Consider the following 23237-nt stretch of genomic DNA (forward strand, 5'->3'; position numbering starts at 1 on the left):
TGGCTTGCCCAAATAGCGGGAAGAGTACGCTATACCTTGCAGGCGATTAACCTGATACGCTAAGGGAGATATTATGCAAAAGAAATTAAAAGTCGTAACCATTGGTGGCGGCAGCAGCTATACCCCGGAATTACTCGAAGGTTTTCTGAAACGTTATCATGAATTACCGGTCAGCGAATTATGGCTGGTGGACGTTGAGGAAGGTCAGGAGAAGCTGGATATTATTTTCGACCTGTGCAAGCGCATGGTTGAGAAAGCGGGCGTGCCTATGACCGTGCATAAATCCCTCGATCGTCGCCTGGCGCTGAAAGATGCGGATTTCGTTACCACTCAGCTGCGCGTCGGCCAGCTAAAAGCGCGCGAGCTGGACGAGCGTATTCCGCTGAGCCACGGCTACCTGGGGCAGGAGACCAACGGCGCGGGCGGCCTGTTCAAAGGCCTGCGTACCATTCCGGTGATTTTTGACATCGTCAAAGATGTGCAAGAGATCTGCCCGAACGCGTGGGTGATTAACTTCACTAACCCGGCCGGAATGGTGACCGAGGCGGTTTATCGTCATACCAATTTCAAACGCTTTATCGGCGTCTGTAATATCCCGATCGGCATGAAGATGTTTATCCGCGACGTGCTGGAGCTGACCGACAGTGACGATCTCTCAATCGATCTGTTCGGCCTGAACCACATGGTGTTCATTAAAGACGTCATCGTGAACGGAAAATCGCGCTTTGCCGAACTGCTCGACGGCGTGGCTTCCGGTCGCCTGACCGCGGCCTCCGTGAAGAACATCTTTGACCTGCCGTTCAGCGAAGGGCTGATCCGCTCGCTGAATCTGCTGCCGTGCTCGTACCTGCTTTACTACTTCAAGCAGAAAGAGATGCTGGCTATCGAAATGGGCGAGTACTATAAGGGCGGCGCGCGTGCGCAAATCGTTCAGAAAGTTGAGAAGCAGCTGTTCGATTTATATAAAGATCCGAACCTGAACGTCAAACCGAAAGCGCTTGAGCAGCGCGGTGGGGCCTATTACTCCGATGCAGCGTGTGAAGTGATCAACGCCATCTACAACGACAAGCAGGCGGAGCATTATGTTAACGTGCCGCATCACGGCCATATCGACAATATCCCGGCGGACTGGGCCGTCGAGATGACCTGCATTCTCGGGCGCGAGGGGGCTAAACTGCATCCACGTATCACCCACTTCGACGACAAAGTTATGGGCCTGATCCACACCATCAAAGGCTTTGAAGTGGCGGCGAGCAACGCGGCGCTGAGCGGTGAACTCAATGACGTGCTTCTGGCGCTGAACCTCAGCCCGCTGGTGCATTCCGACCGCGATGCGGAGCAGCTGGCCAGCGAGATGATCCTGGCGCATGAAAAATGGTTGCCGAACTTTGCCGCCACGATTGAGAAGCTGAAGTTCAAACAACACTGAGAGGACGCACAATGGAAAACCTGCTGATCGTTAATGCTGATGACTTTGGCCTTTCGAAAGGCCAGAACTACGGCATTATTGAAGCCTGTCGCCGGGGGGTAGTGACCTCTACAACGGCACTGGTGAACGGTGAAGCGGTTGAACACGCGGCGCAGTTGAGCCGCGAGGTGCCAGAGCTGGGTGTCGGCATGCATTTTGTGCTGACGCTCGGGATGCCGCTTTCGCCCATGCCGGGCCTGACGCGTGACGGTCTGCTGGGCAAATGGATTTGGGATCTGGCGGAGCAGGACGCTCTGCCGCTCGAAGAGATTGCCCGTGAGCTGGACTGCCAGTACAACCGCTTTGTTGATCTTTTTGGCAAGGCGCCGACGCACATCGACAGCCACCATCATGTGCACATGATCCCGGCGATTTTCCCGATTGTTGCGGCGTTTGCCCAACGCAAAGGCGTGGCGATGCGCGTGGATCGTGAGGCGCAGGGCGTGCTGGACTGTGCCGTGACAACAACAGAGGGGTTCAGCAGCGCCTTTTACGGCGACGAGATCGACGAAGCGCTGTTCCTGAAGGTGCTGGAGGATTCCGCCGCGCGGGGGGAACGGTCGCTGGAGGTCATGGCGCATCCTGCATTTGTCGATAACACCGTGCGTAAGAGCGCCTACTGCTGGCCGCGCCTGGCGGAGCTGGATGTCCTGACGTCGCCGTCGCTGAAATACGCCATTGCCAAGCGTGGGTATCGGTTGGGGACGTTTGGGGATCTGTAAGAAGTGCCGGGTGGCGAGGTAAAAGCAAAACGGTAACCTGGGTTACCGTTTTTATTGTTTTCTCCCTCTCCCGTGGGTGAGGGCATCAGGCCGCACAACCGGGAATGGTTTTTACGCCGGAATCTGATCGATCTTACTGCTGCGCGACCAGACGCGGTGCGCGGCGAGCAAATCAAACAACTTCGTCATAAAGGCATCGTCAACGCTATCGCCCTCGACAATGCCGTCCTCACCCTGATCGGCTACCTTCAGCTGTGCTTTAAACTGTCGTCCGTCGCCGGACAGCGCAATGGGCTTCAGGTGCTTATAGGCTTCCAGCAGATAATAGACGGCGTCGCCGTTGGTCAGCAGGCTGGCAATATCCCCGCACGGCACGATCACCGCATCGACGGTCAGCGATGGCGCACCGGCAAAGGTCGCCGCGACCGGCAGCACAGAACCATCGTCGGCGGTCACTTCACCCATGCGGGAATAGAGCAGTTTGGCGTGTACGCCCTGGGTTTTTAGCGCCTGCATAATCCCCAGCACGTCGCTGGCGCGGGTTTTGTCGTTCAGCAGGATGGCGACCACGCGGCCTTTAATTGAACCCCCCGGCACCGCATACAGGCTCAGCGATGGATCTTTCTTCACGCCGTTAACCTCTTTCGGTGGCGCAAGGTTGCGCTGTTCGTCCGTTAGTGTGATACCAAGGTTATCCGCCACGCTCTGGGCAAGCTGAATATCAATGTGCGCCAGCTGATCGACCACGCGCTCGCGGATGTAGGTGCGCACCACTTTGCTCAGTTCGAAGCTAAAGCCGCCGATGATGTGCTGTTGCTCAATCGGCGTCTGGCTGTTCCAGAACAGGCGAGGGTGGGCGTAATACTCACCGAACGAGGGGCTGCGCTCGCGAATTTTGTTGCCGTCGATACGCTCCTGGTACGATTCGAATCCGCCGCGTTTCGGCCCCGGCGGGGTTTCTCGCGGCCAGTTGTCGTTGATGGAGTTCGGCTCATAGTTTGCCGGGTTGGTATCAATATCCTGACGGTGCATCCCGTCGCGCTGGAAGTTATGGTACGGGCAGGTTGGGCGGTTAATCGGGATCTCGTGGAAGTTCGGCCCACCAAGACGGCTAATCTGCGTATCGGTATACGAGAACAGACGTCCCTGTAAGAGCGGATCGTTGGTGAAATCCAGTCCGGGGACGATGTGGCCCGGGTGGAATGCGGCCTGCTCGTTTTCGGCAAAGAAATTATCCGGGTTGCGGTTAAGCACCATTTTCCCCACCAGCTGAACGGGCACCAGCTCCTCAGGGATGAGTTTTGTCGGGTCAAGCAGGTCGAAATCGAACTTAAACTCGTCTTCTTCCGGGATCAGCTGTAAGCCCAGTTCATATTCCGGGAAGTCACCCGCTTCAATGGATTCCCACAGTTCGCGGCGATGGAAGTCCGGATCGCGTCCGGTGAGCTTCTGCGCCTCATCCCATACCAGCGAGGCTTTGCCCGCTACCGGCTTCCAGTGGAAGCGCACAAACGTGGCTTTTCCTTCCGCGTTGATCATGCGGAAGGTATGAATACCGAACCCTTCCATCGTGCGATAGCTGCGCGGGATCCCACGGTCGGACATCGCCCACATCACGTTGTGTAAGGTTTCAGGCTGCAGGGAGACATAGTCCCAGAAGGTATCGTGCGCACTTTGTCCCTGGGGTATGGCCCAGTGGGGCTCCGGTTTTACCGCATGGACAAAGTCAGGAAATTTATGCGCATCCTGAATGAAAAACACCGGGGTGTTATTGCCCACCAGATCGAAAATACCCTCTTCGGTATAAAACTTGGTGGCAAAGCCGCGGATATCACGCACCGTATCTGCCGAACCTGCGCCACCCTGCACGGTGGAGAAACGCACAAAGACCGGCGTGATTTTATCCGGGTCGGAGAGGAAATCCGCTTTGGTGATCGCTTTCAGGCTTTTATAGGGCTTGAAGTAGCCGTGCGCCGCAGAACCGCGCGCGTGAACGATGCGTTCCGGAATTCGCTCATGGTCAAAATGGGTAATTTTTTCCCGCAGGATGAAATCTTCCAGCAGGGTCGGTCCGCGCGCGCCTGCGCGAAGGGAGTTTTGATCGTCAGCAATGCGCACGCCCTGATTGGTGGTGAGTGCAAAACCTTCGCCGCCTTTACGGTGTGGCTCAAGCGATTTCAGCTTCTCGTTTCCGGTGTCCGGCGATTTCATGCTTCCCGGCGCGGATGGTTGTTCGCCAGGGGCTGATGGGCCCGGCGAGGGGCGGTGAGAGCCGTCAGCAGGGGCGAGAGAATCCATACCCGGTTGAGATTCTTCAGTGCCATGAATCGGTGATTGCTGTGATTTATCTTTGTTCGACATTGCACGCTTCTCCTTTATCCATTGCTAAAAACCCTATTAAGGATAGAACAATGTCGTGAGATAGCTCGCTAACTAAGCGTTTTTCACATGACGTTATTAACGAAAGGAGCCATCTCACCCACTCGGAGCGCGACGTAAGGCAGCAGGATCGGCTATCATAGAATTTTCCTGCTTCAAGAATTTGCTTTAGTGAATCCGTCGCTTATGAAACCTCTTCGTCAACAAAACCGCCAGGTTATTAGCTATGTGCCCCGCGTTGAGCCCGCGCCGCCTGACCATGCCCTGAAAGTGGATGGTTTTCGTGATGTCTGGCTGCTTCGCGGTAAATATGTGGCTTTTGTCCTGGTGGGGGAACATTTCCGCCGGTCGCCGGCGTTTTCCGTGCCGGAGTCAGCCCAGCGATGGGCGACGCAAATCCGCCAGGATGAAGAGGTTGAAGAATAACAGCCATAAAAAAACCGCCATCAGGCGGTTTTTTTATTTCTATCGAGATTAACGGTGCGCCAGCTCGGCGTCGTCTTCACTTTCCAGAATGGTTTTGTCGGTCTGCTTCAGCCACTGGCTGGTCAGCGTACCGGCAGTCATGGAGCCGCTCACGTTCAGCGCGGTACGGCCCATATCGATCAGCGGTTCAACGGAGATCAGCAGGGCGACCAGCGTGACGGGCAGGCCCAGCGCGGGCAGCACAATCAGCGCGGCGAAGGTTGCACCGCCGCCGACACCTGCAACGCCGGCGGAGCTGATGGTAACAATCCCGACTAGCGTGGCGATCCAGACCGGATCCAGCGGGTTGATACCCACGGTTGGGGCAACCATCACCGCCAGCATCGCCGGGTAGAGACCCGCGCAGCCGTTCTGACCGATGGTAGCACCAAAGGAGGCAGAGAAGCTGGCGATAGATTCCGGCACGCCCAGACGACGGGTCTGTGCTTCAACGTTCAGCGGAATAGACGCTGCGCTGGAACGGCTGGTGAAGGCAAAGGTCAGTACCGGCCATACTTTGCGGAAGTATTTCAGCGGGCTGACGCCGTTCACGCCCAGCAGGATACCGTGCACCACGAACATAATGCCCAGGCCCAGATAAGAGGCGACTACGAAGCTGCCCAGCTTAATGATGTCCTGCAGGTTAGAGCCGGCTACCACTTTGGTCATCAGTGCCAGAACGCCGTATGGCGTCAGCTGCATGACCAGACGGACCAGCTTCATCACCCAGCTTTGCAGGGTATCAATCGCCGTCAGCACGCGTTCGCCTTTCGGCACGTCGTCTTTCAGCAGCTTAAGCGCAGCCACGCCCAGGAATGCCGCGAAGATCACCACGCTGATGATAGAGGTTGGGCTTGCACCGGTCAGGTCAGCAAACGGGTTCTTCGGAATGAAGGAGAGGACCATCTGCGGAACCGTCAGATCAGCCACTTTACCCACGTAGTTGGTTTGAATTGCGGTCAGACGCGCCGTTTCAGCGGTACCCTGAACCAGACCTTCGGCCGTCAGGCCAAACAGGTTGGTGACCAGCACCCCCACCAGCGCGGCAATCAGCGTGGTAAAGAGCAGCGTACCAATGGTCAGAAAGCTGATTTTACCCAGCTGAGTTGCGTTGTGCAGACGGGCTACGGCGCTCAGAATAGAGGCGAACACCAGCGGCATAACGATCATCTGCAGCAGTTGGACGTAGCCGTTACCGACAATGTTGAACCACTGAATGGACTCTTTCAGTACCGGATTATCGGAGCCGTAGACGGCGTGTAAGGCCAGACCAAACGCCACACCCATGACCAGACCGACCAGTACTTTTTTCGCCAGGCTCCACTGTTTGTGGCGCGCCTGCGCGAGAAGCAATAGTAATACGACGAACACGACTATGTTCGCGATGAGTGGAAAATTCATCCCCGTTCTCCTGATTTATTATGTGGGATCGGTTTTTCCCGATCCTGTTGGCGGAAGGTTAGCAGAAGTGTGATGTGGCGCTTATATCCAAATGGAATGGTTTATGACAAATGGAATGATTTTGTTGGTTTACTGTTCAATCTGGTGATGAATAAAACGATTGAACTGAAATTGCAGCGAATTGATCATCTGGGAAGACCAGCGCACTGCACTGTTTTCGGGCAAAGTTTGCGGCATCCAGACGGCGTAGGCGAACAGCGCCATGCACAGCACGCGTTCAAGCTGATTCCCTTTCTGCGGCGCAAGGATCGGAAAACGGAAACGCCAGCGGCAGGGCCAAAGCAACGGCACGCCCGCGGGCGTCAGCATATCGGCGAGGATATGGCTTAAATAACCCAGCACCATGCCCTGAATGGCATCGCCCGGCACTATCCAGCTTTCAGGGACTTTTAAATAGAAAAGCGTGAGCAGGCCAAAAACGGCCAGCAGGCTGTGGGTAAACCCGCGGTGGCCGAACGCGCGGGCGATGGGCTTCGACACCCACTTCAGGCGCTGTCCGAGGAAGGATTTTGGGTGGTCAATATCGGGCAGCAGACAAGTTAAAACGGCGGAAGGGACAATATGCCACCAGTCTCCCTGTGCAAGCACGGGAGTAAGTTCTGCGTTTTTGGCAAATACTGCGCACGCAATTGAAAAAAGCAGGTGGCCTTCCGCCGTCATGATAAAACCCACGAAACTGTCAATTTATACAGTATAGGGTTTTTATACAGTGGACGAAAGAGGTGACGGTGTAACTGTTTGTCACAAACGCGCCTCAGCGCGCCAGCCAGCCGCCGTCGACGGCTAAGGTGTGACCATTCACGTAATCTGATGCGGGGGAGGCTAAAAAGACGACCGGCCCCTGAAGGTCATCCGGTACTCCCCATCGACCCGCCGGGATGCGGTCAAGGATCTCCGCGTTACGCTGTTCGTTATCGCGCAGCTGCTGCGTGTTGTTCGTCGCCATGTAGCCCGGCGCGATGGCATTCACGTTGATGCCATGTAGCGCCCACTCATTTGCCAGCAGGCGCGTGATCCCCAGTACGCCGCTTTTCGAGGCGGTATACGACGGCACGCGAATGCCGCCCTGAAAGGAGAGCATAGAGGCGATATTGATAATTTTGCCGCCCTGGCCCTGGGTGATAAATCGCTTAGCGACCGCCTGAGAGAGGAAAAAGAGCGACTTGAGATTCAGGTTCATAACGTCATCCCAGTCTTTTTCGCTGAACGTCAGGGCCTCCTCCCGGCGAATCGTCCCGGCATTGTTCACCAGAATATCAATTCGTCCCATCTCCGCCACGGCGGTGTCCACGACGTACTGAAGATTTTCCTGCTGGCTCAGATCGGCCCGAATAGCCACAAAACGTCTTCCCAGGGCGGTGACGGCGCTGGCCGTTTTCTCTGGAGCTTTGCGATTTACCCCAACGATATCGCAACCTGCCTGCGCCAGCGCAATAGCCATACCTTGCCCCAGCCCGGTATCGCACCCGGTGATGAGGGCTACTTTGCCTGAAAGAGTAAAGGTGTCCAGTATCATACGCGCCTCAGAAGCTGGTTATCGTCGTGTTGACGTTAAAGATAGGAGGCCGGGATGAGAAAAGCAAACAAAATGAAACTGTGTTTTGTTTTTATCAGGCAGCATGACGCTGCCTGTAGGAGGGGCGCTATTCGCCGCGCAGGTGTTGTACCGTCAGTTCAGCCAGCGAATTCAGCTTAACGTCGGCAAGAGCATACCGCGGATCGTGGCGGTTTTCTTCATCGGGAACCACAATGGAGCGCATACGCGCGGCTTTGGAGGCCACCATGCCGTTTACTGAATCTTCCAGCGCGACGCAGGTAAGCGGATCAAGACCCAGCTTCGCGGCGCAGTCCATATAGACCTGCGGATGTGGCTTGCTGTAGGGCAGTTTTTCCGCAGACGCCAGGGCGTCAAAACTGTCGCGCAGCTCAAACATGATCAGCACTTTTTCCAGCATATGCAGCGGTGAAGCGGAAGCCAGGCCAACCTTCAGCCCCTGAGACTTGCACAGCGCGACAGCCTCATGTACGCCCGGCAAGAGCGGCTTGTTCTCCTCCACCAGCGCGATGGCGCGGCTGATAATACGCGAGGTGACTTCGTCGCGATCGGGCCCAACCCACGGCTGTTGGGCGTACCACAGGTCAACGACCATATCAATACGCAGGCCCAGCGTGTCGGGAAGTTCATTACGGCGACTGATATCAACGCCCAGGCTGGCCATCACGTCCAGCTCGGCGCGATCCCACAACGGCTCGGAATCAATCAGTAATCCATCCATGTCAAAAATAGCGGCAAGTATCTGGCGCGGTGTCGACATCACAACGTCTCCTTATCCAGGTGTTCGACAGACGATAAGTGCTAAGCACAGTCTGCAATTTAGCATATTGCTTTTAAAGAGCGGGCGAAATTGATGTCCAGCAGGTAGACTTAGGCTCAAATCACGCGTCTTTATGAAGAGGAACTGATGACGTATCAACAAGCTGGACGCATTGCTGTCTTAAAACGTATTGCAGGCTGGGTGATTTTTATTCCCGCCGTCATTTCTACGCTGATATCCGTGCTGAAGTTTATGTACGATCACAGCGAAAAACAGCCGGGCATTAATGCGGTAATGCTTGATTTTGCGCATGTCATGATTGAGATGGTGCGGTTTAATACCCCGTTCCTGAACGTCTTCTGGTTCAACTCGCCAACGCCGGACTTTCACCAGCAGCTGAATGTTGGGTTCTGGATTATCTATGCGCTGATTTTTATTGCGATGGCGCTGCAGGCATCGGGCGCACGAATGAGTCGCCAGACCCGTTTTTTACGCGAAGGGGTGGAAGATCAGCTTATCCTTGAGAAGGCGAAAGGTCCTGAAGGAATGAGCCGGGAGCAGATTGAATCCCGCATTGTGGTGCCTCGTCACACCATTTTCCTGCAAATTTTCCCGCTCTATATCCTGCCGGTTATCATCATCGTGGCGGGATATTTCTTCTTCTCACTGCTCGGTTTTCTGTAACGAATTAGGGTGGCGGCAAGGCCACCCGTTTTGTCTTTAAGCCGCAAGCACGCGTTCAAGCGCACGCTGGACGTTGACCAGATGTTGCCCGCCAAAAAGAATGGCTCGGTTCATCAGCGTATAGAGCTGATACACGGGCTGGCGCTCAAGGAAGTCCGGCGGCAGAGGGGAGACAGACTGATAGCCATCGTATATTTGCGGCGGTTGTTCGGGATGCAGGGGCAACATGGCCAAATCGCACTCTCTGTCGCCCCAGTAGCAGGCCGGGTCGAAGATATACGGGCCGTTGGGGCCCAGCGCGCAGTTATCGGACCATAAATCACCGTGCAGTAAAGACGCCTGAGGCTGGTGGGAGGCCAGGCGCTGTTGCACATGCTCGACGATGGCATCAATGTTGCCAAATTCCAGCCCTTTCTCTGCGGCCAGCTCAAGCTGCCATCCGATGCGCTGCTCGGCAAAGAACGTCGACCAGCGGCGTTGCCAGGCATTGGGCTGCGGCGTGGTGGAAAGGTCGTTGTCGAAGTCGAGACCAAACTGGGGCTGGTCGCTCCACTGGTGCAGGCGCGCTAACTGTTGCCCGAGAATAAAGGCATTATGGGCGTCCAACGGGCGGGCAGGGAGATAGTCCATCACCAGAAAGCTGTAGTCCCGGTCACTGCCCACGGCCAGCACCTCAGGTACCGTCACCGTTTTACTGCGGGACAACAGTTCAAGCTGATCGGCTTCAGCGGTAAAAATCGGGAGCAGCTCTCGCTCGTCGCATTTAACGAACAAATCGCGTCCTGCGTAGCGTAAATGCCACGCGGCGTGAATTTCCCCGCCCGGCAGCTCGTTACGCAGTTCAATTTCACCTTCACCCAATTGCTCATGTAAAAGATGACTGATAGCCTGCCACATGTTGACTCTCCCATGTTGTCTGCCAGATCATAAAGTTAGCGCATAACTGCGGTAAAAAAATACGAACTAACGCACACCTGAGCGGATTAATTTCATGCAGGGCACTTATTGTTCTTTTTTCTGCCAGCGTTCCCACGTCTCCACGGTGATGTCGGCAGGCTTGTCGGTCACGCTTTCCACCAGGCTGGCGGCCAGCGCATGTACCTCTTCTTCACTCAGGGCTGCGATCAGGCCAAACGCCAGGGTGCCTAAATCATGAATATGACCTTCGTCATCCGTTAGCGTGAGCAGGAAATTCGCCCGTGTAAAGGCATTGTTGAGCTCGTTAAGCTCGGTCAGCGATGCTTCATGAAGGCTGATGGTCACGACGTAGCGGGTGATATCACCACTGCTCATAATTCACCTCGTTGTTATCCTGAAAGTTTTTTTAGCATAGTCGATACGCCATATTTGGCGACTTCCACCGATATATCCCCCTCCGTCAGGAGGGGGATATATCGGTTAGCTTCGTGACAGGTAATCGACGATTTTCTGCGTATCGGCAAGCGAACACAGGCGCGTTCCCTGATTGATGGTGGCGGCACTCCCCGCCGCGACGCCATAGCGCGTCATCTCCAGAAGTGATGCGCCCTGCGCCAGCTTCAGCGCCATCGCGCCGACCATACTGTCGCCTGCGCCGACGGTGCTCTGGCTCTTCATTGGGGGCGGAACAACCTGCACAAAGCCCGTCCTGTCGACGGCCAGCGCACCCTGAGGACCGAGAGAGACGACAACGCGGTGCGCTTTGCCGCTGCGAACCAGTTCTTCTGCGGCAGTACGCACGTCATCCGGCTGGCTAAGTTCGCGATTAACAAGCGCACTCAGCTCTTTCTGGTTAGGCTTAACGAGCTCAAGCTGTCCGGGTTCTAATGCCGCCTGCAGGGCTTCGCCTGAACTGTCGACAATGCAGCGAATGCCGCGCTGAAGTACGGCATCAACCAGTGCTGTCAGCTTTTCTGTTTTGACACCTGGCGGCAGGCTACCGCTGATGACCAGCAGCGAGCCGCTTTCAATGGTTAGCACCTTCTCTTCCAGCTGACGAAACTCATCGTCACTCAGCCTGGCGCCTGGCATAACGAAACGATACTGTTCCCCGCTGGACTCAACGTGGACATGCAGGTTCTGCCGGGTCCAGTCTTTGGCGTCTACGGTATCCACGGCAACCTGTTCATCGGCCAGCAAGGTAACAAGATGCTCCCCCGTGGCACCACCGGCCGGAAAGATGGCAGTCGCTTTACCGCCGAGGTGGGTAATCGCGCGCGCAACGTTAATCCCGCCGCCGCCCGGCTCAAATACGGGTGCGCTACAGCGTAGTTTACCTTCCGGGTAAATCTGCGGCGTTATGGTCGCGGAGTCGAGGGAAGGGGAGAGCGTCAGCGTATAAATAGAAGCCATCATAACCTCCTTTTAGCATGGGTTCTTTTAAGCCTGGCACCGATCGACAGGAAGGCAATGTAAATAACAGTATGATTTTAAAAATGAATGCTGACATAAATGCGATGAGGGATATATAAAATAAAACGCGTTTTGAGATCGTTCTTATTCAAAAAATGAAATAAGAAAATATTGCTATGTTATTTGCGCCTTTTTATAATTTGTTACCTTTCTCTGGACGCCTTGTCATTGATCCTCAAGAAAGTTTCCGAGACCGTGGTGGTCTCTTTTTTTGTTGTACGGACTCCTTAAATAAAATGAAGCTTTTGAAGACAGTACCCGCAGCACTGATGCTGGCGGGTGGCGTTTTTGCATCACTGAATGCAGCCGCCGATGACACCGTTTTTACTGTCATGGACGATCCCTCCACTGCCAAAAAACCGTTTGAAGGTAACCTGAACGCCGGGTATCTCGCCCAATCGGGTAATACGAAAAGCTCTTCTCTGACGGCGGACAGCACCCTGACCTGGTACGGCAATACCACTGCATGGTCGCTGTGGGGGAATGCCAGCAACACGTCCGCTAACGATGAACGCTCATCCGAGAAATACGCGGTGGGTGGACGTAGCCGTTACAACATGACCGACTATGACTACATCTTTGGTCAGGCAAGTTGGTTAACCGACCGCTTCAACGGCTATCGCCAGCGCGATGTGTTCACCGCCGGTTATGGTCGTCAGTTCCTGAATGGTCCGGTACACAGCCTCCGTTTCGAATTCGGTCCTGGTGTCCGCTATGACGAGTACACCAATGGCGAAAATGAAACCCAGCCGCTGGGCTATGCTTCCGGCACGTATGCCTGGCAGATGACCGACAACACCAAATTTACGCAGGGTGTTTCTGTGTTTGGTGCCGAGGATACGACGCTGAATTCCGAAAGTGCTTTGAATGTGGCTATCAATGAACACTTCGGTTTGAAATTGGCCTACAACGTGACCTGGAACTCTTCACCGCCAGAAACGGCACCGGATCATACCGATCGCAGAACCACGATTTCGCTGGGCTATAAAATGTAATCATAGCGGGCCGATGAAAGTGTCGGCCCGTTTTCATTATTATGGTTAACCCGCGCCAATAAATTCTCATCACGCGCAACGGCATTTATTTTTATTTGTACTTAGCCCCAAATCATTGCCGCCCACCGAAATAACAGCATTGCACCGCAGATGGCAACCAGCACCAGCACCATTTTCCAGTGTTTTACGGCAAATCGTTTTGTTGGCATAACTTAATCCTTGTTCGTTGATACGCATAGTCTATCAAACGGGGCCAAAAGATGCGCCTTCCCGGGAGCGATCGAGTTATGCCAACAAGGGGTCGGCTTAGAACCAGTGGAATCGTTCGGCGAGGATCAACACTAGACCTGTTGCGGAAAGGATGTTCAAAATCACAACCGTTCTACTGGATACATTCATGGTATGCACCTGTTGATATAAAAGGCATGTTCAAGAGTAGCCCAGCATGTCTGAAATGCGAGCGCCGGAGAGATGCAATCTGCAAATTTACGCTACGTGCCAGCCCATCATTCTGGCTGCAGAGGGTGCAATCTCCTTGCTGATAGTGTTAACATTACGTCGCTTGCCGTAAATCCGCATTAATCTGAATTCGGCAGGTGCATGATGACGAACCAATTTGACGATTGTTGGTCAGATGGTGTCGTAATCTATTGTCAAATCACGATTATTTTCTTTGTATATGCTCTTATGTGTGGGGCATCACTGCAAATAAGGATATAAAATGCCTGTAATTACTCTTCCTGATGGCAGCCAACGCCATTTCGACCACGCTGTTAGCCCTATGGATGTCGCCCTGGACATCGGTCCTGGCCTCGCGAAAGCGACCATCGCCGGCCGTGTGAACGGTGAGCTGGTTGATGCGTCCGATCTGATTGAAAACGATGCGACGCTTGCAATCATCACCGCGAAAGACGAAGAAGGTCTGGAGATCATTCGTCACTCCTGCGCACACCTGTTGGGTCATGCTATCAAGCAGCTGTGGCCAAACACCAAAATGGCGATCGGTCCGGTTATCGACAACGGTTTCTACTACGACGTTGATCTTGACCACACCCTGACCCAGGAAGATATCGACGCGCTCGAAAAACGTATGCACGAGCTCGCCGAGACCAACTATGACGTCATCAAGAAGAAAGTCAGCTGGCACGAAGCGCGTGAAACCTTCGTCAAGCGTGGCGAGAGCTATAAAGTCTCTATTCTCGATGAAAACATTGCTCATGATGACAAGCCTGGCTTGTACCATCACGAAGAATACGTCGACATGTGCCGTGGACCGCACGTGCCGAACATGCGCTTCTGTCATCATTTCAAACTGATGAAGATCGCCGGCGCCTACTGGCGTGGCGACAGCAACAACAAGATGTTGCAGCGTATCTATGGTACCGCATGGGCGGATAAGAAAGCCCTGAACGCGTACCTGCAGCGCCTGGAAGAGGCCGCGAAGCGTGACCACCGTAAAATCGGTAAGCAGCTTGACCTGTACCACATGCAGGAAGAAGCGCCGGGTATGGTGTTCTGGCATAACGATGGCTGGACTATCTTCCGTGAACTGGAAACGTTCGTACGTTCCAAGCTGAAAGAGTACCAGTATCAGGAAGTGAAAGGCCCGTTCATGATGGACCGTGTGCTGTGGGAAAAAACCGGCCACTGGGACAACTACAAAGATGCGATGTTCACCACCTCGTCCGAGAACCGTGAATACTGCATCAAGCCAATGAACTGCCCGGGCCACGTTCAGATCTTCAACCAGGGTCTGAAATCCTACCGCGACCTGCCGCTGCGTATGGCGGAATTCGGTAGCTGCCACCGTAACGAGCCATCAGGTGCGCTGCACGGTCTGATGCGCGTGCGTGGCTTTACGCAGGATGATGCGCATATCTTCTGTACTGAAGATCAGGTTCGTGATGAAGTTAACGCCTGTATTCGTATGGTCTACGATATGTACAGCACCTTTGGCTTCGAGAAGATCGTGGTCAAACTCTCAACGCGTCCGGAAAAACGTATCGGTAGCGATGAGACCTGGGATCGCGCAGAAGCGGATCTCGCCGTAGCGCTGGAAGAGAACGGTATTCCGTTCGAATACCAGCTGGGCGAGGGTGCATTCTACGGTCCGAAAATTGAATTTACCCTGTATGACTGCCTCGATCGCGCATGGCAGTGCGGTACTGTACAGCTGGACTTCTCCCTGCCGCAGCGTTTAAGCGCCTCTTATGTTGGCGAAGACAACGAGCGTCAGGTACCGGTCATGATTCACCGTGCTATTCTCGGTTCTCTGGAGCGCTTCATCGGCATCCTGACCGAAGAGTTCGCGGGCTTCTTCCCAACCTGGCTTGCGCCAGTGCAGGTCGTGGTGATGAACATTACCGATTCTCAGGCAGATTACGTTAAAGAATTGACGCAGAAACTACAAAATGCGGGCATTCGCGTAAAAGCAGACTTGAGAAATGAGAAGATTGGCTTTAAAATCCGCGAGCACACTTTACGTCGTGTCCCGTATATGTTGGTCTGTGGTGATAAAGAGGTGGAAGCAGGCAAAGTTGCCGTTCGCACCCGCCGTGGTAAAGACCTGGGCAGCCTGGACGTAAGTGAAGTGATTGAGAAGCTGCAACAAGAGATTCGCAGCCGCAGTCTTCAACAACTGGAGGAATAAGGTATTAAAGGCGGAAAACGAGTTCAAACGGCACGTCCGAATCGTATCAATGGCGAGATTCGCGCCCAGGAAGTTCGCTTAACAGGTCTGGAAGGCGAGCAGCTGGGGATTGTGAGTCTGAGAGAAGCGATCGAAAAGGCTGAAGAAGCTGGAGTAGATTTAGTTGAAATCAGCCCTAACGCCGAACCGCCAGTTTGTCGTATCATGGACTACGGCAAGTTCCTTTATGAAAAGAGTAAGTCTTCTAAGGAACAGAAGAAGAAGCAAAAAGTTATCCAGGTTAAGGAAATCAAATTCCGTCCTGGTACCGACGATGGCGATTATCAGGTAAAACTCCGCAGCCTGATTCGCTTTCTGGAAGATGGCGATAAGGCCAAGATCACGCTGCGTTTCCGCGGTCGTGAGATGGCCCACCAACAGATTGGTATGGAAGTGCTTAACCGCGTCCGTGACGATCTGAGTGAACTGGCAGTAGTCGAATCCTTCCCTACGAAGATCGAAGGCCGCCAGATGATCATGGTGCTCGCTCCTAAGAAGAAACAGTAAGGCCTTCAAGCAGCAAAATCTGTGGAGCCTTCGGGTTTCATAGGTTTTGTTCGCCTATGTTTCGTTTATTTAACAATGCGAAGTGGAAGTTATTAAGATGCCAAAAATTAAGACCGTACGCGGTGCTGCTAAGCGCTTCAAAAAAACCGGTGGTGGTGGATTTAAGCGTAAGCACGCAAACCTGCGTCATATTCTGACCAAAAAATCTACTAAGCGTAAACGTCACCTGCGTCCAAAAGGCCTTGTTTCTAAAGGCGATCTGGGTCTGGTTATCGCGTGCCTGCCGTACGCATAAGCCGTTAACGTTTAATTTTTTACTAAGAATATAGATACAGGAGAGCACATATGGCTCGCGTAAAACGTGGTGTAATTGCACGTGCACGTCACAAGAAAATTTTGAAACAAGCTAAAGGCTACTACGGTGCGCGTTCACGCGTATACCGCGTTGCCTTCCAGGCTGTTATCAAAGCAGGTCAGTACGCTTACCGTGACCGTCGTCAGCGTAAGCGTCAGTTCCGTCAACTGTGGATTGCGCGTATCAACGCAGCAGCACGTCAGAACGGTATTTCTTACAGCAAATTCATCAACGGCCTGAAAAAAGCCTCTGTTGAAATCGACCGTAAGATCCTGGCTGACATCGCAGTATTCGACAAAGTAGCGTTCACCGCTCTGGTCGAAAAAGCGAAAGCAGCACTGGCATAAGCCAGTTGAGAGAGGGGGCCTGGCTCCCTCTTTTCATTTAACACCATCAGAAGATTGACATTTATCCGTGCAGGCTTTTCAATAAGGTCTTACCGGTTTTTACCCAACAAGGTAACGCAAGCATGAATGCTGCTATTTTCCGCTTCTTCTTTTACTTTAGCACCTGACTCCAGGAGGCTAGCGCGTGAAAGATGAAACGAAAAACAGCGCCAGATAAGCCTCCCGATGGAGGCTTTTTTTGTGCCTGAATTTGAGAGAATAACTCCACCAAATCGGTGTCTGCACCGACATAATGAGGAAAATCATGTCACATCTCGCAGAGCTGGTTGCCAGTGCAACAGCCGCCATTAATCAGGCCTCAGATGTTGCCGCGTTAGACAATGTCCGCGTCGAATATCTTGGGAAGAAAGGGCACCTGACCCTTCAAATGACAACCCTGCGTGAACTGCCGCCAGAAGAACGCCCGGCAGCGGGTGCGGTGATTAACGAAGCCAAAGAGCAGGTTCAGCAGGCGCTGAACGCGCGTAAGGCCGAGCTGGAGAGCGCGGTACTAAACGCGCGTCTTGCGGCAGAAACCATCGACGTTTCTCTGCCGGGTCGCCGTATTGAAAACGGTGGTCTGCATCCGGTTACCCGTACTATCGATCGTATTGAAAGTTTCTTCGGTGAGCTCGGCTTTACCGTGGCGACTGGCCCGGAAATCGAAGATGATTACCACAACTTCGACGCCCTGAACATTCCTGGCCATCATCCGGCACGCGCTGACCACGACACTTTCTGGTTTGACGCGACGCGTCTGCTGCGTACCCAGACCTCTGGCGTTCAGATCCGTACCATGAAGGATCAGGAACCACCAATCCGCATCATCGCGCCGGGCCGCGTCTATCGTAACGACTACGATCAGACCCACACCCCAATGTTCCACCAGATGGAAGGTCTGATTGTTGATAAAAACATCAGCTTCACCAACCTGAAGGGCACGCTGCACGATTTCCTGAACAACTTCTTTGAGGAAGATTTGCAGGTTCGTTTCCGTCCGTCCTACTTCCCGTTCACTGAACCGTCTGCGGAAGTTGACGTGATGGGTAAAAACGGCAAATGGCTGGAAGTGCTGGGCTGCGGCATGGTGCATCCAAACGTGCTGCGCAACGTGGGTATCGATCCGGAAGTATACTCCGGCTTTGCCTTCGGCATGGGCATGGAGCGTTTGACCATGCTGCGCTACGGCGTGACCGACTTACGTGCATTCTTCGAAAACGATCTGCGTTTCCTCAAACAGTTTAAATAAGGGCAGGACAGAACAATGAAATTCAGTGAACTGTGGTTACGCGAATGGGTTAACACCACGCTGGACAGCGAAGCGCTTTCAAACCAGATCACCATGGCGGGCCTGGAAGTTGACGGCGTTGAGCCGGTTTCCGGTGCCTTCAACGGCGTCGTGGTGGGTGAAGTGGTCGAGTGCGGCCAGCACCCTAATGCTGACAAACTGCGCGTGACAAAAGTGAACGTAGGCGGCGACCGTCTGCTGGACATCGTCTGCGGTGCGCCAAACTGCCGTCAGGGCCTGAAGGTGGCCGTGGCGACCGTCGGTGCCGTACTGCCGGGTGATTTCAAAATCAAAGCGGCCAAGCTGCGCGGTGAGCCGTCTGAAGGCATGCTGTGCTCTTTCTCCGAGCTGGGTATTTCCGACGACCACAACGGCATCATCGAGCTGCCGCTGGATGCGCCAGTGGGCACCGATATCCGTGAATACCTGAAGCTTGATGACAATACTATCGAAATCAGCGTCACGCCAAACCGTGCCGACTGCTTAGGTATCATCGGCGTGGCGCGCGACGTTGCCGTACTGAACCAGACCGAGCTCAACGCGCCGGAGATTGTGCCGGTTGAAGCGACCATCAGTGACGTGCTGCCGATTCAGGTTGACGCTGCTGATGCCTGCCCGCGCTACCTCGGTCGCGTGGTAAAAGGCATTAACGTTAAAGCGCCAACCCCGCTTTGGATGAAAGAGAAACTGCGCCGCTGCGGTATCCGCTCAATCGACGCCGTGGTTGACGTCACTAACTACGTTCTGCTGGAGCTGGGCCAGCCGATGCACGCGTTCGATAAAGATCGTATCGACGGCGGCATCGTTGTGCGCATGGCGAAAGAGGGGGAAACCCTGGTGCTGCTGGACGGCACAGAAGCCAAACTGAACGCCGACACCCTGGTGATAGCTGACCACAGCAAAGCGCTGGCGATGGGCGGTATCTTTGGTGGCGAACACTCTGGCGTCAACGACGAAACGCAAAACGTCCTGCTGGAATGTGCGTTCTTCAGCCCGCTCTCCATCACCGGCCGCGCGCGCCGTCACGGCCTGCACACCGATGCGTCTCACCGCTACGAGCGCGGCGTTGATCCGGCGCTGCAGTACAAAGCGATGGAGCGTGCAACCCGCCTGCTGATCGACATCTGCGGCGGCGAAGCCGGCCCGGTTATCGACGTCACCAACGAAGCGACCCTGCCGAAGCGTGCGACCATTACCCTGCGCCGCAGCAAGCTGGATCGCCTGATTGGTCACCACGTTGCCGACGCGCAGGTGACCGACATCCTGACGCGCCTGGGCTGCGAAGTGACCGAAGGTCAGGACGAGTGGAAGGCCGTTGCGCCGTCATGGCGTTTCGACATGGAAATTGAAGAAGATCTGGTGGAAGAAGTGGCCCGTGTTTACGGCTACAACAACATCCCTGACGAGCCTGTGCAGGCGGGTCTGGTGATGGGCACCCACCGTGAAGCCGACCTTTCCCTGAAGCGTGTGAAAACCATGCTGAACGACAAAGGCTACCAGGAAGTGATCACCTACAGCTTCGTTGATCCTAAGCTGCAGCAGCTGATCCACCCGGGTCAGGAAGCGCTGATCCTGCCAAGCCCAATCTCCAGCGAAATGTCTGCGATGCGTCTGTCCCTGTGGACGGGCCTGCTGGGGACTATCGTTTACAACCAGAACCGCCAGCAAAACCGCGTGCGCATTTTCGAAAGCGGTTTGCGCTTTGTGCCGGATAATCAGGCAAATTTAGGCATCCGTCAGGATCTCATGCTGGCTGGTGCCATCAGCGGTAGCCGCTACGAAGAGCACTGGGACCTGGCAAAAGGTACGGTTGATTTCTACGATATGAAGGGCGATCTGGAAGCGATTCTGGATCTGACCGGTAAATTATCTGAAATTGAATTCCGCGCGGAAGCGATTCCTGCGCTCCATCCGGGCCAGAGCGCGGCGATTTATTTAGACGGCAAACGCGTTGGTTTCATTGGCGTTGTCCACCCGGAGCTGGAGCGTAAGCTGGACCTGAACGGCCGTACCATTGTGTTCGAGCTGGAGTGGAGCCCGGTTGCAGACCGCGTCATTCCTCAGGCGCAGGACGTCTCCCGCTTCCCGGCGAACCGCCGTGATATCGCGGTTGTGGTCGCTGAAAACGTGCCCGCAGCAGATATTTTGGCCGAATGTAAGAAAGTTGGCGTAAATCAGGTAGTTGGCGTAAACTTATTTGACGTGTACCGCGGCAAGGGCGTAGCAGAAGGTTTCAAGAGCCTCGCTATCAGCCTTATCCTTCAGGATACCAGCCGTACACTCGAAGAAGAGGAGATTGCCGCTACCGTCGCCAAATGTGTAGAGGCATTAAAAGAGCGATTCCAGGCATCATTGAGGGATTGAACCTATGGCGCTTACAAAAGCTGAAATGTCAGAATATCTGTTTGATAAGCTTGGGCTTAGCAAACGGGATGCCAAAGAGCTGGTAGAGCTGTTTTTCGAAGAGATCCGTCGTGCTCTGGAAAATGGTGAGCAGGTAAAACTCTCCGGTTTTGGCAATTTTGATTTGCGAGACAAAAACCAACGTCCGGGCCGTAACCCGAAGACGGGGGAAGATATTCCCATTACAGCCCGCCGCGTGGTGACCTTCAGACCCGGCCAGAAGTTAAAGAGCCGCGTCGAAAACGCAACGCCTAAAGCAGAGTAATATGAACTAACCAAAAAGGCCGCCCACGCGGCCTTTTTTCTTTGCGCTCTCCGGCAAACACGCCGTAAAATCAATTACATCACTCGCTAACAAACCGTACACATGCTTGATTATGCTCATCGCCAGCACCGTTCCGATCGGCGTCGCCTGCTTCTGCTGGTGCTGCTGCTTATTCTTGCCGCGGGTATTAGCCTCTGCGCAGGCGACAGCTGGATCGGGCCTGAAAGCTGGCTGGGGCCTGACGGTCAGCTCTTCGTCTGGCAAATTCGCCTGCCGCGCACCGTCGCGGTGATCCTGGTCGGCGCCGCGCTGGCGCTGTCTGGCACTATTATGCAGGCACTGTTCGAAAACCCGCTGGCGGAGCCCGGCCTGCTGGGGGTGTCGAACGGTGCAGGCGTCGGGCTGATTGCGGCGGTGATGCTGGGCGGGGGAGGACTCTCCGGCTGGAGCATTAGCCTGAGCGCCATTCTCGGCGCATTGCTGATCACAGTCATTCTTCTTCGCTTCGCCAGACGTCACCTGTCGACCAGCCGGCTGCTGCTTGCCGGCGTCGCGCTGGGGATCATCTGTAGCGCGCTGATGACCTGGGCGGTCTACTTCTCGACCTCCTTTGACCTGCGTCAGCTCATGTACTGGATGATGGGCGGCTTTGGCGGCGTTGACTGGCACCAGGGTTGGCTAATGGCGTTGCTGGTACCGGTCATCGCGTGGGCTGCGCTGCAGGCCCAGCCGCTGAATCGGCTCGCGCTGGGGGAAATCTCTGCCCGCCAGCTCGGCATGCCGATTGGTTTCTGGCGTAACGTACTGGTCATTGCCATTGGCTGGCTGGTAGGCGTGAGCGTGGCCCTGGCGGGGGCGATTGGCTTTATCGGGCTGGTCATTCCGCACATGCTGCGTCTTTGCGGCTTCACGGATCATCGAACCTTGCTTCCGGCCTCGGCGGTTGCCGGGGCTGCCACGCTGCTGGTGGCCGACATCATCGCCCGTCTCGCCCTGACGGCCGCAGAATTGCCTGTTGGCGTGGTGACCGCAACGCTGGGCGCGCCAGTCTTTATCTGGCTACTATTAAAAGCTGGACGTTAAATCGACAACCTGAGGAAATGCTATGCAGTCAGATATCCTGAATACCGAAGTGACCACCATTGATGGGGATAACACCACGCTGGAAAGCTACAAAGGCAAGGTGTTGCTCATCGTCAACGTGGCATCGAAATGCGGCCTGACGCCGCAGTACGAGCAGCTGGAGAATATTCAGAAGGCCTGGGAGAAAGACGGTTTTACCGTGCTGGGCTTCCCGTGCAACCAGTTCCTGGGCCAGGAGCCGGGCAGCGAAGAAGAGATCAAAACCTTCTGCAGCACCACTTATGGCGTGACGTTCCCGATGTTCAGCAAAATTGACGTCAACGGTGAAGACCGCCATCCGCTGTATGCGAAGCTGATTGCCGCCGCGCCGAAGGCCGTTGCGCCGGAAGAGAGCGGTTTTTACGAGCGCATGGCCAGCAAAGGCCGCGCGCCGCTCTATCCGGACGATATTCTGTGGAACTTCGAAAAATTCCTGATTGGCCGTGACGGCCAGGTCGTTCAGCGTTTTTCGCCGGATATGACGCCTGAGGACCCGATCGTCATGGAATCTATTAAGTTGGCGCTGGCGAAATAATGTCGCTGCTGATGCAGCTCACGGACGTCGCCGAGAAGGGGCGTCTGGAGCCGGTAACCTGCGACATCAATTCGGGTGAAATCCTGCATCTCGTCGGGCCAAACGGCGCGGGTAAAAGCACGCTGCTGGCGCGGATGGCGGGGCTAACCACCGGGCCAGGGCAGATTACGCTGCTGGAACATGCTTTGGTCGACTGGTCACCCGCCTCGCTGGCCCACCGGCGTAGCTACCTGGTGCAGCAGCAGGTACCGCCTTTTGCGATGCCGGTCTGGCATTATCTGATGCTGCATCTGCACGACAAACAGCATACGGCACTGCTGGAGGAAGTGGCTGCGGCGTTAGGGCTGGAAGATAAACTGTCCCGGCTTGCCAGCCAGCTTTCCGGGGGGGAATGGCAGCGGGTGCGTCTGGCGGCGGTCATTCTGCAGATCCATCCCGCGGGCAATCCTCACGGGAGGATGCTGCTGCTGGATGAACCGATGAGCGGTCTGGATGTTGCCCAGCAGGCGGCGCTGGATAGCCTGCTAAGCGCTCTGAGCAGAAAAGGTATCGCCGTAGTGATGAGCAGCCACGATCTTAACCATACGTTACGTCACGCCCATCGCGTGTGGCTCCTGTCGCGCGGCAGGATGATCGCCAGCGGTACGCGGGATCGGGTCCTTACGCCGCCAAATCTTGCCCGCGCCTACAACATGTCGTTCCGCAGGCTGGATATAGAGGGACATAAGATGCTGATTTCTACCGGGCAGGAGTAACCGTTTCTTGCCTGTTAACACAATTGCACGCTAAATTACCAAAAGAACAATA

At 54.8% G+C, this 23237-nt stretch carries 26 protein-coding genes and 1 other annotated feature; of the genes, 16 read left to right on the plus strand and 10 right to left on the minus strand.

All coding sequences use genetic code 11. From position 1 onward, the window contains the following. Nucleotides 1-73: 73 nt before the first annotated feature. Both DG357_RS09340 and chbG read left to right on the plus strand, forming a co-directional pair. Nucleotides 74-1429: a 6-phospho-beta-glucosidase gene (locus tag DG357_RS09340; RefSeq protein ID WP_088205292.1), complete on the plus strand. Its 1356-nt coding sequence runs from the start codon at nucleotides 74-76 to the stop codon at nucleotides 1427-1429. Between the two features lie 11 nt (nucleotides 1430-1440). Beyond that, the gene (gene chbG / locus DG357_RS09345) at nucleotides 1441-2190 is read left to right on the plus strand and encodes a chitin disaccharide deacetylase (RefSeq protein ID WP_088205293.1); all 750 of its coding nucleotides are present in this window, start codon (nucleotides 1441-1443) and stop codon (nucleotides 2188-2190) included. A gap of 111 nt (nucleotides 2191-2301) precedes the next feature. Here chbG and katE read toward each other — a convergent pair whose 3' ends face one another. Then, nucleotides 2302-4551, minus strand: a complete 2250-nt coding sequence (katE, locus tag DG357_RS09350) for a catalase HPII (RefSeq protein WP_088205294.1) — start codon at nucleotides 4549-4551, stop codon at nucleotides 2302-2304. Between the two features lie 189 nt (nucleotides 4552-4740). Here katE and cedA point away from each other — a divergent pair, with 189 nt between their 5' ends. After that, the gene (cedA, locus tag DG357_RS09355; protein WP_088205295.1) at nucleotides 4741-4995 is read left to right on the plus strand and encodes a cell division activator CedA; all 255 of its coding nucleotides are present in this window, start codon (nucleotides 4741-4743) and stop codon (nucleotides 4993-4995) included. 48 nt (nucleotides 4996-5043) lie between these two features. Here the strand turns inward: cedA and DG357_RS09360 are convergent, their stop codons facing one another. The 4 genes from DG357_RS09360 to hxpB form a co-directional block, all read right to left on the minus strand. After that, the gene (locus tag DG357_RS09360) at nucleotides 5044-6435 is read right to left on the minus strand and encodes an L-cystine transporter (RefSeq protein ID WP_088205296.1); all 1392 of its coding nucleotides are present in this window, start codon (nucleotides 6433-6435) and stop codon (nucleotides 5044-5046) included. Between the two features lie 129 nt (nucleotides 6436-6564). Continuing rightward, nucleotides 6565-7155, minus strand: coding sequence for a metal-dependent hydrolase (locus tag DG357_RS09365; protein ID WP_032644865.1), 591 nt, complete (start codon nucleotides 7153-7155; stop codon nucleotides 6565-6567). 94 nt (nucleotides 7156-7249) lie between these two features. Next, the gene (gene kduD / locus DG357_RS09370) at nucleotides 7250-8011 is read right to left on the minus strand and encodes a 2-dehydro-3-deoxy-D-gluconate 5-dehydrogenase KduD (protein ID WP_041910455.1); all 762 of its coding nucleotides are present in this window, start codon (nucleotides 8009-8011) and stop codon (nucleotides 7250-7252) included. Between the two features lie 127 nt (nucleotides 8012-8138). Beyond that, complete coding sequence (hxpB, locus tag DG357_RS09375; protein WP_028012808.1) at nucleotides 8139-8810, minus strand: hexitol phosphatase HxpB; 672 nt, start codon at nucleotides 8808-8810, stop codon at nucleotides 8139-8141. Between the two features lie 147 nt (nucleotides 8811-8957). Here hxpB and DG357_RS09380 point away from each other — a divergent pair, with 147 nt between their 5' ends. After that, complete coding sequence (locus tag DG357_RS09380; RefSeq protein ID WP_045261585.1) at nucleotides 8958-9494, plus strand: YniB family protein; 537 nt, start codon at nucleotides 8958-8960, stop codon at nucleotides 9492-9494. Between the two features lie 36 nt (nucleotides 9495-9530). On the opposite strand, the gene DG357_RS09385 is transcribed toward DG357_RS09380, so the two are convergent. The 3 genes from DG357_RS09385 to pfkB form a co-directional block, all read right to left on the minus strand. Continuing rightward, nucleotides 9531-10391: a fructosamine kinase family protein gene (locus tag DG357_RS09385; RefSeq protein ID WP_088205297.1), complete on the minus strand. Its 861-nt coding sequence runs from the start codon at nucleotides 10389-10391 to the stop codon at nucleotides 9531-9533. A 105-nt stretch (nucleotides 10392-10496) separates the two neighbouring features. Next, entirely contained in the window at nucleotides 10497-10787 is a 291-nt protein-coding gene (gene ghoS / locus DG357_RS09390; protein WP_028012811.1) for a type V toxin-antitoxin system endoribonuclease antitoxin GhoS, read from the minus strand. A gap of 105 nt (nucleotides 10788-10892) precedes the next feature. Continuing rightward, nucleotides 10893-11825, minus strand: a complete 933-nt coding sequence (gene pfkB / locus DG357_RS09395; RefSeq protein ID WP_088205298.1) for a 6-phosphofructokinase II — start codon at nucleotides 11823-11825, stop codon at nucleotides 10893-10895. Nucleotides 11826-12121: 296 nt separating this feature from the next. On the opposite strand from pfkB, the gene DG357_RS09400 reads away from it, so the two are divergent. After that, a complete protein-coding gene (locus tag DG357_RS09400) occupies nucleotides 12122-12880 on the plus strand; it encodes a DUF481 domain-containing protein (RefSeq protein ID WP_028012813.1) in 759 nt (252 codons plus the stop codon). Nucleotides 12881-12981: 101 nt separating this feature from the next. On the opposite strand, the gene yniD is transcribed toward DG357_RS09400, so the two are convergent. Beyond that, the gene (gene yniD / locus DG357_RS09405; RefSeq protein WP_088205299.1) at nucleotides 12982-13089 is read right to left on the minus strand and encodes a small membrane protein YniD; all 108 of its coding nucleotides are present in this window, start codon (nucleotides 13087-13089) and stop codon (nucleotides 12982-12984) included. Between the two features lie 97 nt (nucleotides 13090-13186). Continuing rightward, the gene (gene yncL / locus DG357_RS09410; protein WP_071787459.1) at nucleotides 13187-13279 is read right to left on the minus strand and encodes a stress response membrane protein YncL; all 93 of its coding nucleotides are present in this window, start codon (nucleotides 13277-13279) and stop codon (nucleotides 13187-13189) included. A gap of 322 nt (nucleotides 13280-13601) precedes the next feature. Here yncL and thrS point away from each other — a divergent pair, with 322 nt between their 5' ends. The 11 genes from thrS to btuD all read left to right on the plus strand — a co-directional run bounded on the left by thrS (nucleotide 13602) and on the right by btuD (nucleotide 23185). Beyond that, entirely contained in the window at nucleotides 13602-15530 is a 1929-nt protein-coding gene (gene thrS, locus DG357_RS09415; protein WP_028012814.1) for a threonine--tRNA ligase, read from the plus strand. Nucleotides 15531-15533: 3 nt separating this feature from the next. Next, nucleotides 15534-16076: a translation initiation factor IF-3 gene (infC, locus tag DG357_RS09420; RefSeq protein ID WP_023616141.1), complete on the plus strand. Its 543-nt coding sequence runs from the start codon at nucleotides 15534-15536 to the stop codon at nucleotides 16074-16076. Nucleotides 16077-16173: 97 nt separating this feature from the next. Beyond that, entirely contained in the window at nucleotides 16174-16371 is a 198-nt protein-coding gene (rpmI, locus tag DG357_RS09425) for a 50S ribosomal protein L35 (protein ID WP_003030583.1), read from the plus strand. 50 nt (nucleotides 16372-16421) lie between these two features. Continuing rightward, a complete protein-coding gene (gene rplT / locus DG357_RS09430) occupies nucleotides 16422-16778 on the plus strand; it encodes a 50S ribosomal protein L20 (protein WP_000124850.1) in 357 nt (118 codons plus the stop codon). Nucleotides 16779-16895: 117 nt separating this feature from the next. Then, nucleotides 16896-17020, plus strand: a sequence feature (Phe leader region). Next, nucleotides 16901-16945 (plus strand): pheST operon leader peptide PheM, encoded by a 45-nt coding sequence (pheM, locus tag DG357_RS22935; RefSeq protein ID WP_001386830.1) that lies wholly within the window; start codon nucleotides 16901-16903, stop codon nucleotides 16943-16945. (Overlaps the previous feature by 45 nt.) Before the next feature lie 62 nt (nucleotides 17021-17082). Then, nucleotides 17083-18066 (plus strand): phenylalanine--tRNA ligase subunit alpha, encoded by a 984-nt coding sequence (pheS, locus tag DG357_RS09435; protein WP_010426091.1) that lies wholly within the window; start codon nucleotides 17083-17085, stop codon nucleotides 18064-18066. 15 nt (nucleotides 18067-18081) lie between these two features. Next, a complete protein-coding gene (gene pheT / locus DG357_RS09440) occupies nucleotides 18082-20469 on the plus strand; it encodes a phenylalanine--tRNA ligase subunit beta (protein ID WP_088205300.1) in 2388 nt (795 codons plus the stop codon). 4 nt (nucleotides 20470-20473) lie between these two features. Next, a complete protein-coding gene (gene ihfA / locus DG357_RS09445) occupies nucleotides 20474-20773 on the plus strand; it encodes an integration host factor subunit alpha (protein WP_003857805.1) in 300 nt (99 codons plus the stop codon). A gap of 102 nt (nucleotides 20774-20875) precedes the next feature. Beyond that, nucleotides 20876-21856: a vitamin B12 ABC transporter permease BtuC gene (btuC, locus tag DG357_RS09450; protein WP_088205301.1), complete on the plus strand. Its 981-nt coding sequence runs from the start codon at nucleotides 20876-20878 to the stop codon at nucleotides 21854-21856. Nucleotides 21857-21878: 22 nt separating this feature from the next. Next, nucleotides 21879-22430 carry a glutathione peroxidase gene (locus DG357_RS09455; RefSeq protein ID WP_028012818.1) on the plus strand — a complete coding sequence of 184 codons (552 nt, stop codon included), beginning with the start codon at nucleotides 21879-21881 and terminating at the stop codon, nucleotides 22428-22430. After that, nucleotides 22430-23185 carry a vitamin B12 ABC transporter ATP-binding protein BtuD gene (gene btuD, locus DG357_RS09460; protein WP_088205302.1) on the plus strand — a complete coding sequence of 252 codons (756 nt, stop codon included), beginning with the start codon at nucleotides 22430-22432 and terminating at the stop codon, nucleotides 23183-23185. Before DG357_RS09455 ends, btuD begins: the two co-directional genes overlap by 1 nt. Nucleotides 23186-23237: the final 52 nt, after the last annotated feature.

It is taken from the genome of Enterobacter bugandensis, assembly GCF_900324475.1.
Lineage (GTDB): Bacteria > Pseudomonadota > Gammaproteobacteria > Enterobacterales > Enterobacteriaceae > Enterobacter > Enterobacter bugandensis.